Source organism: Mesorhizobium sp. M0664, assembly GCF_040320565.1.
GTDB lineage: Bacteria > Pseudomonadota > Alphaproteobacteria > Rhizobiales > Rhizobiaceae > Mesorhizobium.
The window spans coordinates 56,527-70,268 of the sequence record NZ_JAMYPW010000017.1 but is presented as its reverse complement, the minus strand read 5'-3'; the positions used below and the strand labels follow the sequence as shown (position 1 = coordinate 70,268).

Annotated in this window: 13 protein-coding genes and 1 pseudogene; 12 read left to right on the top strand and 2 right to left on the bottom strand. The window is 61.2% G+C overall.

The features are described 5' to 3' along the window. Window positions 1-41 precede the first annotated feature (41 nt). Complete coding sequence (locus NKI39_RS17360; RefSeq protein WP_352833202.1) at window positions 42-1,694, bottom strand: tetratricopeptide repeat-containing sulfotransferase family protein; 1,653 nt, start codon at window positions 1,692-1,694, stop codon at window positions 42-44. Between the two features lie 107 nt (window positions 1,695-1,801). On the opposite strand from NKI39_RS17360, the pseudogene NKI39_RS17355 reads away from it, so the two are divergent. Next, a pseudogene (locus NKI39_RS17355) lies at window positions 1,802-1,952 on the top strand (pyridoxal phosphate-dependent aminotransferase); the annotation flags it as partial. Between the two features lie 44 nt (window positions 1,953-1,996). Here the strand turns inward: NKI39_RS17355 and NKI39_RS17350 are convergent. Next, window positions 1,997-3,649 (bottom strand): tetratricopeptide repeat-containing sulfotransferase family protein, encoded by a 1,653-nt coding sequence (locus NKI39_RS17350; protein ID WP_352833199.1) that lies wholly within the window; start codon window positions 3,647-3,649, stop codon window positions 1,997-1,999. A gap of 119 nt (window positions 3,650-3,768) precedes the next feature. On the opposite strand from NKI39_RS17350, the gene NKI39_RS17345 reads away from it, so the two are divergent. From NKI39_RS17345 to NKI39_RS17295, 11 genes are all read left to right on the top strand, one after another. Beyond that, window positions 3,769-4,881, top strand: a complete 1,113-nt coding sequence (locus NKI39_RS17345) for a pyridoxal phosphate-dependent aminotransferase (RefSeq protein WP_352833196.1) — start codon at window positions 3,769-3,771, stop codon at window positions 4,879-4,881. Window positions 4,882-4,971: 90 nt separating this feature from the next. Continuing rightward, the gene (locus NKI39_RS17340) at window positions 4,972-5,250 is read left to right on the top strand and encodes an acylphosphatase (protein WP_352616858.1); all 279 of its coding nucleotides are present in this window, start codon (window positions 4,972-4,974) and stop codon (window positions 5,248-5,250) included. Between the two features lie 145 nt (window positions 5,251-5,395). Continuing rightward, entirely contained in the window at window positions 5,396-6,058 is a 663-nt protein-coding gene (locus NKI39_RS17335) for a TetR/AcrR family transcriptional regulator (protein WP_352540763.1), read from the top strand. Window positions 6,059-6,105: 47 nt separating this feature from the next. Next, window positions 6,106-7,269 (top strand): isovaleryl-CoA dehydrogenase, encoded by a 1,164-nt coding sequence (locus NKI39_RS17330; protein ID WP_352833194.1) that lies wholly within the window; start codon window positions 6,106-6,108, stop codon window positions 7,267-7,269. A gap of 82 nt (window positions 7,270-7,351) precedes the next feature. Continuing rightward, window positions 7,352-7,744: an AbrB/MazE/SpoVT family DNA-binding domain-containing protein gene (locus NKI39_RS17325; RefSeq protein ID WP_352833191.1), complete on the top strand. Its 393-nt coding sequence runs from the start codon at window positions 7,352-7,354 to the stop codon at window positions 7,742-7,744. Next, entirely contained in the window at window positions 7,741-8,124 is a 384-nt protein-coding gene (locus NKI39_RS17320) for a type II toxin-antitoxin system VapC family toxin (RefSeq protein ID WP_023677795.1), read from the top strand. The genes NKI39_RS17325 and NKI39_RS17320 overlap by 4 nt, the downstream gene beginning before the upstream one ends. 4 nt (window positions 8,125-8,128) lie before the next feature. Next, entirely contained in the window at window positions 8,129-9,736 is a 1,608-nt protein-coding gene (locus NKI39_RS17315; protein ID WP_352833188.1) for a carboxyl transferase domain-containing protein, read from the top strand. Between the two features lies 1 nt (window position 9,737). Next, complete coding sequence (locus NKI39_RS17310; protein ID WP_352471028.1) at window positions 9,738-10,268, top strand: O-acetyl-ADP-ribose deacetylase; 531 nt, start codon at window positions 9,738-9,740, stop codon at window positions 10,266-10,268. 115 nt (window positions 10,269-10,383) lie between these two features. Next, the gene (locus NKI39_RS17305; protein ID WP_352566208.1) at window positions 10,384-10,758 is read left to right on the top strand and encodes a hypothetical protein; all 375 of its coding nucleotides are present in this window, start codon (window positions 10,384-10,386) and stop codon (window positions 10,756-10,758) included. A 29-nt stretch (window positions 10,759-10,787) separates the two neighbouring features. After that, window positions 10,788-11,168 (top strand): hypothetical protein, encoded by a 381-nt coding sequence (locus NKI39_RS17300; RefSeq protein ID WP_352566154.1) that lies wholly within the window; start codon window positions 10,788-10,790, stop codon window positions 11,166-11,168. Window positions 11,169-11,696: 528 nt separating this feature from the next. Further along, entirely contained in the window at window positions 11,697-13,685 is a 1,989-nt protein-coding gene (locus tag NKI39_RS17295; protein WP_352833184.1) for an acetyl/propionyl/methylcrotonyl-CoA carboxylase subunit alpha, read from the top strand. Window positions 13,686-13,742: the final 57 nt, after the last annotated feature.

Here is a 13,742-nt window from a genome sequence, read left to right as displayed (position 1 = left end):
AAGTCACGATCGACCTCGGCCGATCGGGCGCATCTACTTGTTCAAATTTCAGCCAGATCGCCCAAGGCGTCAATCAGCGGCTGAATTGCGCTCTCATATTTTTTCCAGCGCTTGACCGATGATGTATAGATCGGCTGCCGGACCTGCCAGCGGCTGGGGGTATTGACCGACCTGTCCTTCTCGAAAAAGCGCAGGCAGGAATCGTCCCAAGGCAATCCAAGATGATCGATGAGACGACGCGACTGTGTCTCCTGATCCGCAACCAACGTCTCGTAGCGGCTTTCGAATATACGTCCGGGAAAGACCTCATTCCAATGCCGCATCAAGCGATCATATTCGCGGTAGTATAGGCCGAGTGTCTCAAGGTCGGCGTTGTAGCCGTGGTCCTTGGTGAAATGTAGGACGAAGCAGGACACGCAATTGTCGATGGCATCGCGGCGGCAATGAATGATGCGCGCGTTGGGAAAGAGAATTCCGATCACGCCGATAAACTCGAAATTGTGCGGCATCTTGTCGACGATGCGGAGTGCGCCGGGCGCGTGCTGGCGCAGATAGGACAGGTATTCTTCGGCCAGCGCCCTCGACTGATCCCTCGTCATCGACATGATCGAATTGCGCAGGTCTTTATCCGACAGTGTTCTAAAGCCCATCGAGTTCGCGATTCGCCGCAGCTTCGTAAGCTCCCCGGCGCCATGGACATCCGGATGGCTCGCGCAGATCTGCTCGGTCAGCGTCGTCCCCGACCGGGGCATGCCCAGCACAAACACAGGCACTTCGGACGGACTGCCGTGGCCAGCCTTGGCTTCCAATAATGACGGGCTGAATATCTCGATCATGGAATCGACACTTCGGCGGTAGTGCTCCAGGTCGAAATCGTGACCAGCGGCCTTTTTCGCCTTCTTGAAGTGATCCATCGCCTCTTCATAGCGCTCGAGATCGTTCAGCACTTTGCCTGCGGCGTGATGGAGCTGCGATGCAGCAACCGGTTCGAGCCTGGGATTGGACAATTCGCGCAGGATAGAATCGAGCTCGGCAGGTTTTTCGGTGAACTTTTGCGTGTCGACCAGGTAATTGTAGGCTGCCCCAACATCGACGCGACGTTCTATTGCCTGATCGAGATAGGCTCTGGCTTCGTCCATGCGGCCGAGGCCGGTGAGCGCACCAGCCAGACCAATCCGGACCATGGGATGGTCGCCGTTGATCTTTAGCGCCTTCTCGTAAAGGGGCAAAGCCATCTCGGCCCTGTCGAAGTTGACGTAGGCACGCGCCAGTCCGCAAAGCGCTTCCACCAGATCGGGCTTCAATTCGCAGGCGCGCTGCAGGTGCCTGATCGCAAGCAAGCTGTCGCCAAGTTTCAGACCGGCCTCTCCCAGGCTAAGGTGGAAATATGGATTTTGAGGCGTCTGGCTTACTGCCCGCGCAAAATATTTGAGAGCCAACTCATCGTCGACACCGAGGCCCAACGTGCCGAGTATATAGAGCGAAAGCGGGTGGTTGGGCGTGCGGGCGAGAACGCGATGGCATAATTCTTCCGCCTCCGGGAGCCGCTTGGCTTGCTGAAGTTCGAGCGCCTGTCGCAGCAGCATGTCGTCAGCTTGCGCGCGCGACGGCGGTTTCACTTTCGGCGGTTCCACTTTCGGCGCCGAACGGGACTTTACATGCTTGGACCACGCGGGCGGCAGTCGGTTGTTCATCATGTCTCGCTAGCAAAATGATCCGGGAGAATCCAGCCTGACGTTTCCGCCTGCCGCGGAACTTGCGCGAGGCGAGCCGGCAGGCTAGCGAGGGCCCTCCCCTCGGCGTCGGCGCCGACAATGTTGTCGTCGGCGAAGGCATAGACGGGCTGCTCAGCCTGGTGGCGCGCATGTATGGCGCCCGGCGACGCGGTGGTGACCTCGCTCGGCGCCAACCCAACCTTCAATTTTCATATTGCCGGCGTCGGCGGCATGCTTCGCTTACATTGCTCGTTCTAACGGGCCTTGTCGCACCTACTTCTTCAAAGTTCGGCCAGGTCGCCCAAGGCGTCAATCAGCGGCTGGATCTTGCTCTCATAATTTTTCCATTGCTTGATGGACGAGTTGTAGATGGGCTGCCGAACCTGCCAGCGACTGGCCGTGTTGACCGAACCGTCATTCTCGAAGAAGCGCAGGCAGGCATCGTCCCAGGGCAATCCAAGATGATCGATCAGACGGCGCGATTGTGCCTCCTGATCCGCAACCAGCGTCTCGTAGCGACTTTCGAAGATGCGTCCCGGAAAAACCTTGTCCCAATGTCGCATCAGGCGATCATATTCACGATAATACAGCCCGAGCGTTTGCAGGTCGGTGATGTAGCTGTGTCCCTTGGAGAAATTCAGGAAAAAGCATGAGAGGCAATTGTCGATGGCGTCGCGGCGACAGTGAATAATCCGCGCGTTGGGGAAAAGAAGGCCTATGAGGCCTATCAGTTCGAAATTCTGGGGCATTTTGTCGACTATGCGAAGTGCGGTCGGCGCACGCTCACGAAGGTAGGACAGGTGCCCCTCGGTCAGCATCTTGGCTAGGTCGGGGGTGATCGGCACGATCGATTGGGCCAAGCCCTGTGCCGAAAGCCTCGTAAGGCCGATAGCATTTGCGGTTCGTCTTAGCTTGCTGAGTTCTCCTGCGCCGTGAACATCCGGGTGGCTCGCGCAAATCTGCTCGGTCAGGGTGGTCCCCGAGCGGGGCATGCCCAGTACAAACACGGGCACTTCCGATGGGCTTCCATAACCCGCCTTGGCAGCCAACATATCCGGGTTGAAGAACTCGATCGTGGAGTCGACCCAGCGGCGATAGGCTTCCAGATCGAACTTATAGCCGGCGACCTGTTTGGCTTTCTTGAAATGATCTATCGCGTCGTCGTAGCGCTTAAGGTCGTTCAGCACCTTGCCGGCAGCGTGATGAAGTGTCATCGCACTGTCCGGGTCAAGCTTTGGGTTGCCAAGCTCGCGCAAGATGGACTTAAGTTCCGCCGGCTCTTCAGTGAATTTGCGCGTGCGCACAAGCTCATTATAGGCGGCTGGCATGGCTATGCGACGTTCGATCGCCTCTTTCAGATAGATTTCGGCTTCGTCCATGCGGCCGAGACCGATGAGGGCGCTGGCCAATCCCGCCCGAACGCGGGGATGATCGCGGTTGATCTTGAGCGCTCTCTCGTAAAGCGGCAGAGCTATGTCGGCCTTGTCGAATTCGACGTAAGCGCGTCCCAACGCGCAAAGCGCTTCCAGCAAATCCGGCTTCAACTTCAAGGCCTGCTGGATATGCGTGATTGCGGGCGAATATTCGCTGACCTTCAGATAGGTTTCACCCAGACTAAGGTGGTAATAGGGGTTTAGAGGCTCCTCGCCGACGGCTAACGCCAAATATCGCAATGCAATTTCATCGTCGAGCCCGATGAATAGCGTGCCCATGATATACAATGCCAAGGGATGGTTGGGCGTGCGCTCCAACACGCGACGGCACAGTTCCTTAGCCTCGGCCAACCGCTTGGCCTGCTGAAAGTCATATGCCTGTTTCAGCAGCATGTCGTCGGCCTGCGCCCGCGACAATGGTTTGGCTTTCGGCGGTTCCACTTTCGGCGCCGAGCGCGACATTATATGTTTGGACCAGGCGGGCGGCAGTCGGTTGCTCATCATGTCTCGCTAGCAAAATGATCCGGGAGAATCCAGCCTGACGTTCCCGCCTGCCGCGGAACTTGCGCAGGCCAAGCCGGCAGGCTAGCAAGAAGGCCCCCTTTCGAACGAGCCCTATCATGCGCCTGCGCCCTCCCCTTACGCCGCTCATCGACGCGCTTCCCTCCACGGTGCCGTTTGTCGGCCCGGAGGCGCAGGAGCGTGATCGCGGCCGCGCCTTTCGCGCCCGCATCGGCGCCAATGAGAGCAGTTTTGGCCCTTCCCCGCGCGTCATTGCCCGCATGGCTGAGATTGCCGGCGACATGTGGATGTATTGCGACCCCGATAATCACGATTTGAAGGTAGCTGCCGCCGGGCATCTCGGCGTCGGCGCCGAAAACGTCGTCATCGGCGAAGGCATAGACGGGCTGCTCAGCCTGGTGGCGCGCATGTATGTGGCGCCCGGCGACGCGGTGGTGACCTCGCGCGGCGCCTATCCGACCTTCAACTTTCATGTTGCCGGCGTCGGCGGCCGGCTGGTCGCAGTGCCCTACGAGAACGATCGGGAAAACCTCGACGGCCTGCTGGCGGCAGTGGCCAAGGAAAAGGCGCCACTGGTCTACCTGTCCAATCCGGACAATCCAATGGGCAGTTGGTGGGAAGCCGCCGAGCTCAGCCGCTTCATCGAAGCCTTGCCGGAGACCACGATGCTGGTACTCGACGAAGCCTATGGCGAATTAGGGCCAGCCTCAGCGCTGCCGCCGATCGATATGGCGCGGCCGAACGTCATCCGCATGCGCACATTCTCCAAGGCCTATGGGCTGGCCGGCATACGCTGCGGCTATGCGGTGGCCGAGGCCCAGGTGATTCGGGACTTCGAGAAGATCCGCAACCACTATGGCGTCAGCCGCATGGCGCAGATCGCCGGTGTCGAGGCGCTTGCCGATCAGGCCTGGCTGGAGAGCGTGGTGGCGCGGGTCGCCGCCGGCCGTCGACGCATTGCCGCAACAGCCGAAGCGAACGGGCTGAAGCCGCTGGCTTCGGCGACCAATTTCGTCACCATCGACTGCGGCCGCGACGGCGCTTTCGCACTGAAAGTGCTGCAGGCGCTGTTGTCACGCGACGTCTTCATCCGCAAGCCGATGGTGCCGGTTCTCGACCGCTGCATCCGGGTCAGTGTCGGCCTCGACCACGAGCTCGACATCTTTGCCGAGGAACTGCCTGGCGCGCTGGCGGCAGCGCGAGGGAATTGAAGAGCCTTCGCCCTATGTGGCTGACCGGCGGCAACGCGGTTGAATTTGCACGGCGATGCGCCAGACTCGCCTCAGAGGATGGAGAGCGTGATGACCGACCGGACTGTGCAGGTACGCATTTACGGCAAGGTGCAAGGCGTCAGCTACCGGGTCTGGGCGCGGCGCGAGGCGTCGGCGCTTGGCCTTGCCGGGTGGGTGCGCAACGAAGTTGACGGCTCGGTGACAGCCTTGATTGCAGGGACCGATGCGGCGGTCTTGGCAATGATCGAACGGCTTCGGCAAGGGCCCCCAGGGGCAGCGGTTTCGAAGGTCGATGTCGAGGAGATCGAGGCTCGCGACATGTCGGCCGATTTCAGGATTGTTGCCTAGCAAGGCATGGTCCTGCTCATTCGCTTCCATCGCACAAAGTTCTCGAGGGTGCAGATAGAGCAAATCTGAAGCCATTGCCCTGCCCGGACGCGCCTCTTGAATTAATTGAACGTTTGTTTTATTTTCCGCGAAAAGGCGGCTTGTCATGGCGCGTACGACCGGTTCCGACGGAGAGAAGACCGAAGCTGCGGTCCGCGAGGCGGCAGTCAGCCTGATTGCGCGTCTCGGCTACGAGGCGATGTCGATGCGCCAGCTGGCGGCCGAGGTCGGCGTCCAGGCAGCGGCGCTGTACCGCTACTTCCCGACCAAGCAGGACCTTCTGTTCATGCTGATGCGTGAGCATATGGAAGGCTTGATCGAGGCGTGGCGCGCAACACGCCCTGTCGGCGCTGATCCGGCAGCGCGGCTTGCCGCTTATGTCGAAAACCACATCGCTTTCCATATCGAACGCCGCCACTCCACCCATGTCTCGAACATGGAGCTGCGCAGCCTGTCGCATGAAAAACTCACGCAGATCCTGCGCATGCGCACGGCCTACGAGAAGGAGCTGCGCGCCATCCTGCGCGACGGCGTCGAAGCGGGGTTATTCAGCATCGAAGACACCGGGCTCACCGCCATGGCGCTGATCCAGATGATGACCGGCGTCATCGTCTGGTTCCGGCCGGGCGAACGGCTGTCGATCGCCGAAGTCACCGCTACATATCTGGCAATGACAATGCGCCTTGTTGGAGCAAAGAGCGATGGCGCGTCAACGAGCTACGACGCCGCGCCTCTATTCGGGCGCGCAAAGGACGCTCTAGCAACTTGATTTCGCGCATGATCCCGATTTCGGGATCGTGCGCCGGGAGGAACGGCATGTACACGCATACGCTCAACTTCGGGCTTGACGAAGACATCGACGCGCTGCGCGACCTGGTGCGGCGCTTCGCCCAGGAAAAGATCGCACCGATCGCCGCCGAAATCGACCGCTCGAACGAATTCCCGGCGCATCTGTGGGCGGAGCTCGGTGGGCTCGGCCTGCTCGGCATCACCGCCGATCCCGATTTCGGCGGCACCGGCATGGGCTACCTCGCCCATGTCGTGGCGATGGAGGAGATTTCGCGCGCCTCGGCCTCGGTCGGCCTCTCCTACGGCGCTCATTCCAACCTCTGCGTCAACCAGATCAACCGCTGGGCAACGCAGGCGCAGAAGGAAAAGTATCTGCCTTCGCTCTGCAGCGGCGAAAAAGTCGGCGCACTGGCGATGTCGGAATCGGGTGCCGGCTCTGATGTGGTGTCGCTTCGCCTGCGCGCCGAAAAGCGCAACGATCGGTATGTGCTCAACGGCACCAAAATGTGGATCACCAACGGGCCGGACGCCGAGACGCTGGTCGTCTACGCCAAGACCGATCCGGAACTCAATTCGCGCGGCATCACCGCTTTCATCGTCGAAAAAGCCTTTGCCGGTTTTTCCGTGGCGCAAAAGCTCGACAAGCTCGGCATGCGCGGCTCGAACACCGGCGAGCTGGTGTTCGAGGATGTCGAAGTGCCGTTCGACAATGTGCTGCACGAGGAAGGGCGCGGCGTCGAGGTGCTGATGTCGGGCCTCGACTACGAACGCGCCGTGCTGGCCGGCGGGCCGGTCGGGCTGATGGCAGCGTGCCTCGACGTGGCGATCCCTTACGTGCATGAACGCAGGCAGTTCGGCCAGCCGATCGGCGAATTCCAGCTGGTGCAAGGCAAGCTCGCCGACATGTATGCGACGATGAACGCGGCGCGCGCCTACGTCTATGCCGTAGCCGCCGCCTGCGATCGCGGTGAGACGGCCCGCAAGGATGCTGCCGGCTGTATTCTCTTCGCCGCCGAAAAGGCAACGCTGATGGCGCTCGACGCCATCCAGCTTTTGGGCGGCAACGGCTACATCAACGACTACCCGACCGGCCGGCTTTTGCGCGACGCCAAGCTCTACGAGATCGGCGCCGGCACCAGCGAAATCCGTCGCTGGCTGATCGGACGAGAAATCATGTCCGAGAGCGCCTAATGGCATTCTTTTGAGCTTTTGCCAGAAGCCGCACGATGTGGCATACTTCGGGTAATGTGCCACAATCCAGGCGAGGCGGACCATGGCGGGCAGAACGGGAAGGTCCGGATTTGACGAAGATCCGCAAGCACGGTTCGATGCCGGTGCTCGCCAACCACAGCTTCGTGCTCCGGCGAAACGCGAGCGTGTCAAGCTTGGCGAGGGCGGGCGCTTCGTCATTCCTGCCGCGATGCGCGAGGAGATGGGCGTGAAGCCTGGCGAGGACATGATCCTGCATGTCGAGAACGGCGAGCTGCGGGTAAGATCGTGGCTGCAGAATCTGCGACGCGTCCAGGCCGAATTGTCGGCGCTGAAACAGCCCGGTGAAAGCATCGTCGACGAATTTCTGAAGGAGCGTCGGGAAGAGCAGCGTCGAAGCGACAAGCGTCTCGACCGGCTTCACGCCGAAGGGACAACGGGAAAGCGGGCGAAATGAAGCCCTATGTCATGGACAGTTCGGCGGCGCTCGCAATCCTGCTCAACGAGCAAGGCACCGATAATGCTTTGGGGTTCGCGCCGGATGCACAATGCAGTTCGGTCAATGCGGCCGAAATCATCGCCAAACTGATCGACAAGGGACGCAGCATGGAACAGGCTGCGGACGACCTCGCCAGTCTCGGCATGCCGATCGCCGTTTTCGACGACGCGATGGGCATCGCCGCCGGGCAGCTTCGCCAATTGACGCGGCATCGCGGCTTGTCGCTGGGCGATCGGGCTTGCCTGGCGCTGGCAATTCGCGAGAATGCCATTGCCGTCACCGCTGATCGCGATTGGGGCGACCTCGATGTCGGCTGCAAGATCGAGCTGATCCGGTAGCGCCATGGCCCCCCTCACCTCGCAGATGTCGCCCGCCTCCGATATTTTCCGCGGCAATGCCGAGCGCATGCGGGCGCTGGTCGCCGATATTGCTGAAAAAGCCGCCGCCATCGAGGGCGGTGGCTCGGAAGAGGCGCGTGAGCGGCACGTCTCCCGCGGCAAGCTCCTGCCGCGGCAACGCCTAGCCCAATTGCTCGATACAGGCTCGCCCTTCCTCGAAATTGGCCAGTTCGCGGCATGGTCGATGTATGGCGAGGACATCCCTTCGGCCGGCCTCATCGCCGGCATCGGCCGCGTCGAAGGCACCGAAGTGATGGTCGTCGTCAATGACGCCACGGTGAAGGGCGGTACCTATTATCCACTAACGGTGAAGAAGCATCTGCGTGCACAGGAGATCGCATTGCAGAACAATCTGCCTTGCGTCTATCTGGTCGACAGCGGCGGCGCCAATCTGCCCAACCAGGACGAGGTGTTTCCCGACCGCGATCATTTCGGCCGCATCTTCTACAACCAGGCCAACATGTCGGCCGCCGGCATTCCGCAGATCGCCTGCGTCATGGGTTCGTGCACGGCCGGCGGCGCCTATGTGCCTGCGATGTCGGACGAGACAATCATGGTGCGCAACCAGGCGACCATCTTTCTCGGCGGGCCGCCGCTGGTGAAGGCGGCCACCGGCGAGGATGTCACCGCCGAGGACCTCGGTGGCGCCGACGTGCACACAAGGCTTTCCGGCGTTGCCGACCACTATGCGCTCGACGACGAGCATGCGCTGGCCATATGCCGGCGTATCGTCAAAAACCTGAATCGGAACAAGACTGTAAGCCTTGCCTTACAGAAATCGATTCCGCCGCTTCACGATCCACATGAACTCTACGGCATCGTGCCGACGGATCTGCGCCAGCCCTACGACGTGCGCGAGGTAATCGCCCGCACCGTCGACGGTTCCGAGTTCGATGAGTTCAAGCAGAATTATGGCACCACGCTGGTCACCGGTTTCGCCCATCTCAGCGGCATGCCGGTCGGCATCGTCGCCAACAATGGCGTGCTGTTTTCGGAAAGCGCGCTGAAGGGCACGCATTTCATCGAGCTGTGCTGCCAGCGCAGGATCCCGCTGATTTTCCTGCAGAACATCACCGGCTTCATGGTCGGGCGAAAATACGAGGCCGGCGGCATCGCCAAGGACGGCGCCAAGCTGGTGATGGCGGTCGCAACGGCCAAGGTGCCGAAGGTGACCGTGATCATCGGCGGCTCGTTCGGTGCCGGCAATTACGGCATGTGCGGACGCGCCTATTCGCCACGCTTCCTGTGGATGTGGCCGAATGCCCGCATTTCGGTGATGGGCGGCGAGCAGGCGGCAACGGTGCTGGCCGTGGTCAAGCGCGAAGGCATCGAGCGCAAGGGCGGGGAATGGAGCGCTGAGGAGGAAGCGAAATTCAAGAAGCCGATCCTGATGAAGTACGAGCACGAGGGACACCCGCTCTATTCGTCGGCAAGGCTCTGGGACGACGGCATCATCGACCCGGCCAAGACCCGCGAGGTGCTGGCGCTCAGCCTTTCGGCCGCGCTCAACGCCGAGATCGAGGAGACAAAATTCGGCGTGTTCAGGATGTGAGATGAGCGAAATCGGCCAGAGGATTCGCATTCAAACCGGCGACATCACGAAGCTGGCGGTCGATGCCATCGTCAACGCCGCCAATACCTCTCTTCTCGGAGGCGGCGGCGTCGACGGCGCTATCCACCGCGCGGCCGGCCCCGAGCTTGTGGCAGAATGCCGGACCTTGCATGGCTGCAAGGTCGGAGACGCAAAAATCACCAAGGGCTACAGGCTGCCCGCGCGCTACGTCATTCATACGGTCGGGCCGGTCTGGCAAGGTGGCAGCAAAGGAGAAGCCGAACTGCTCGCCTCCTGCTATCGCCGGTCGCTCGAAATCGCCGCCGCAAAGGACTGCCGGACGGTGGCGTTTCCTGCGATCTCGACCGGGGCCTACCGCTATCCGAAGGATCAGGCGACGCAAATTGCTGTCGGGACCGTGAGCGCCTTCATCGGCCAGAACATCGCTCCGGAAACCGTCATTTTCTGCTGCTTCGACGAGCCGACGGCCGAATTGTATCAGCGGGTCGTCGCTGCACTCGGCAGGGTGTGACCCTGCGCGGGAGACAACCCACCACATCTCCAGACTATTTTTTGCTTCTCGATCTGGCCAGACGAAAGAATCACGGCTATTGATCATCGCAAATACCAATGGGGATTGGGCGAAGATGAGGCGGCGCGTTTTTCAGAGAACAACTGTGCATTTACTTGCAGGGTTGCTTATATTAGTGACCCCTGGCATCGGCGCAGCGCAGTCGCTGGCGGGAAGCAAGGGCGAGACCCGTTTCTATCCCTATTTGCCGCAGAGCCCGAAGGATCCGTGTACCAGGGCCTATAAGGCCTATGTAGCGGCCGGTGGCCATTCAGCCTATGCAACCACTCCGTATTCCCGGGTGCGTTTTCTGTACATCATCTGCGGCTCGCGCTTGAATGCACCGTCACAGCAAGCTGCCGAAGAATTGGCGTTGAAATCCTGTCAGGCCGCCCGCAACAGTTACAGAGTTACAACAGGCGGCGGCTGCGAAATCGCTGCCTCCAAGTAGGCGAATATATTTCAGTGTTTGGGGTTCAAATGGGTTTGGCAATGAAATCTTTATCAATCAAGCGAGCAGCCATGTCGGTACTTGCACTGCTTGTGGCCTCTGCACCGAATGTCGGCGCCGCCGAATCGCTGGCGGGAAGCAAGGGCGACAGCCGTTTTCCGGTCTATTTTGCACCGGGTACAATCGGAGGCTGCGGCAAGAATTACAAGGACTATGTGGCGGCTGGCGGTCACTCGGCCTATGCGATGACGCCATTCAACTGGGCAACCGAATTCACTATTTGCGGTGCTTATCTGAATGCAACATCCCAGAAGGCTGCGGAGGCGCTGGCGTTGAAATCCTGCCAGTCCGCGCGCAGCAAGTACAAGGTCACGACTGCAGGGGCCTGCGCCATAGCTGCCTCCAAATAGACCGACACTCGTCGGCCTTCGACATATTCAATGGGTGGGAAAAATGAAATCTATAAGCGTCAAACAAGCAGTCTTCTCGCTAATAACCGGGTTGCTTCTAATCTCGAGCCCCAATGTCGGCGCGGCGGAATCGCTGGCTGGAAGCAAGGGCGACGTCCGCTTCTACCCGTATTTTCCGGCGACCGCGGATCGGCCATGCACCAAGGCATATAAGGCCTATGTCGCGGCCAGCGGCCATTCAGCTTATGCGACCACTCCGTATTCCCGGGTGCGTTCGTTGTACATCCTGTGCGGCTCGCGCTTGAATGCGCCTCGCAAAAGGCTGCCGAGGATATGGCGATGAAATCCTGCCAGGTCACCCGCGACCGTTACAGGGTCACGACCGGGGGAGCTTGCGAAATCGCGGCCTCAAAGTAGGCAGGCCTCGCTTGCCTACCCTTTGACCGCCAGACTACAAAGCAGGGCATTGCCGCAGTTCGCGTGACGAGAATTCGCGCCGTTGGCGGCAGCTCTGCCTGTGGAGGCCCGATGTTCGCCAAGATCCTGATCGCCAACCGTGGCGAGATCGCCTGCCGGGTGATCCGCTCGGCACGCAGGATGGGTGTGCGCAGCATCGCCGTGTATTCCGACGCCGACGCTCACGCCCTGCATGTCGAAATGGCCGACGAAGCGGTGCATATCGGCGCCTCTCCCGCCAACGAAAGCTATCTGCGCGGCGACAAGATCATCGCGGCGGCTTTGGCCACAGGTGCCGCGGCTATCCATCCGGGCTACGGCTTTCTTTCGGAAAACCCCGATTTCGTCGACCAGGTGGTCGCGGCGGGGCTGATCTTCATTGGCCCGTCGGCGGCCTCGATCCGTGCCATGGGACTGAAGGACGCGGCCAAGCGGCTGATGGAAAAGGCCGGCGTGCCTGTCGTTCCGGGCTATCACGGCGAAGGGCAGGAGATCGTGTTGCTCGCCTCCAAGGCGCGCGAGATAGGCTACCCCGTACTGATCAAGGCGCGCGCCGGCGGCGGCGGCAAAGGCATGCGGCGCGTCGAGCATCCCGATGATTTTTCGGAAGCACTGTCGGGCGCGCGGCGCGAGGCGAAAGCCGCGTTCGGTGACGACCGCGTCTTGGTGGAAAAATATGTCGACAAGCCGCGCCACATCGAAGTGCAGGTGTTTGGTGACAATTTCGGCAACGCCGTGCATCTTCACGAACGCGACTGCTCGGCGCAGCGCCGCCACCAGAAGGTGATCGAGGAGGCGCCTGCCCCCGGCATGACGCCGGCACTGCGCAAGGCGATGACGGAGGCGGCGGTGAAAGCCGCCAAGGCAATCCACTATTCCGGCGCCGGTACCATCGAGTTCATCGTCGATGCCTCGCAAGGTCTGAAGGCCGACCGTTTCTGGTTCATGGAAATGAACACCCGTCTGCAGGTCGAGCACCCCGTCACCGAAATGGTTACCGGCATCGACCTGGTCGAGTGGCAGTTGCGGGTAGCCGCCGGCGAAAAACTGCCGAAGACGCAGAGCGAGATCGCGCTCTCCGGCCACGCCTTCGAGGCGCGCATCTATGCCGAGGACGCGGCAAGAGGGTTTTTGCCGGCGACCGGCACCTTGCACCATTTGAAATTTCCGCAGCCGGCACCGGAGGGTGCGACCATGCGCGTCGAAACCGGTGTACGCGCTGGCGATGCGATTTCGCCGTTCTACGATCCGATGATCGCCAAGCTGATCGTTCATGGCAAGGACAGACGGACGGCGCTCATCGCGCTTGGCACGGCACTGTCGCAGACCGAAATCGCCGGCTCGACGGTCAACACTGGCTTTCTTGCCGCGCTGGCCGCTGATGCGGATTTTGCGGCGGGCGATGTCGATACCGGCCTGATCGCCAGGCACCAGCAGGCGTTGACGGCGGTTCCGCCGCCGAGCGGTGAGACGATTGCCGCCGCGGCACTTGCCGCGTCCGGTGCGCGCGACTTGCCGTCCTCGGACGATCCCTGGTCGTCACTGGCCGGCTATGCGCATTTCCACGCTGTAGCGCGGAGCACCCTGCTGAAGTTTGGCGAGCAGGAGATCGGCGCGCGCGTGTCGGTGCGGCCGGACGGGCGGTTCGAGGTGGCGCTGGATGCGCCCTATGACAGCGTCAATTCGCGGGATCTCCGCGCGGCGCCTCGCCTCGCCCGCTGGCCGGGCCACGTCACGGTCTTCGATGGCGCCATCGGCTACGGTTTTGCCGTGCCGGATCCGCTGGCCCGAGCCGACGAAGCCGCCGCCGCTTCCGTCAGCCTGCGCGCTCCAATGCCCGGCCTGGTCAAATTGGTGCGTGCAGGCAAAGGCGAGTCCGTGATCAAGGGCCAGCCGCTGCTGATCCTGGAGGCGATGAAGATGGAGCACACCATTGCCGCGCCCCATGACGGGGTTATCGCCGAGATTGCTGCCGAAGGCGCGCAGGTAACCGACGGCACCGTGCTGGTTCGCTTTGTCGAGGAACCTCAGTTGACTGCTGTTTCCCTATCCACGAAGTGATCTCGAACGCGTGACAAAGGCGTCGCCAAAAAAAATGTGGCCGGGTTTGACCCCCGG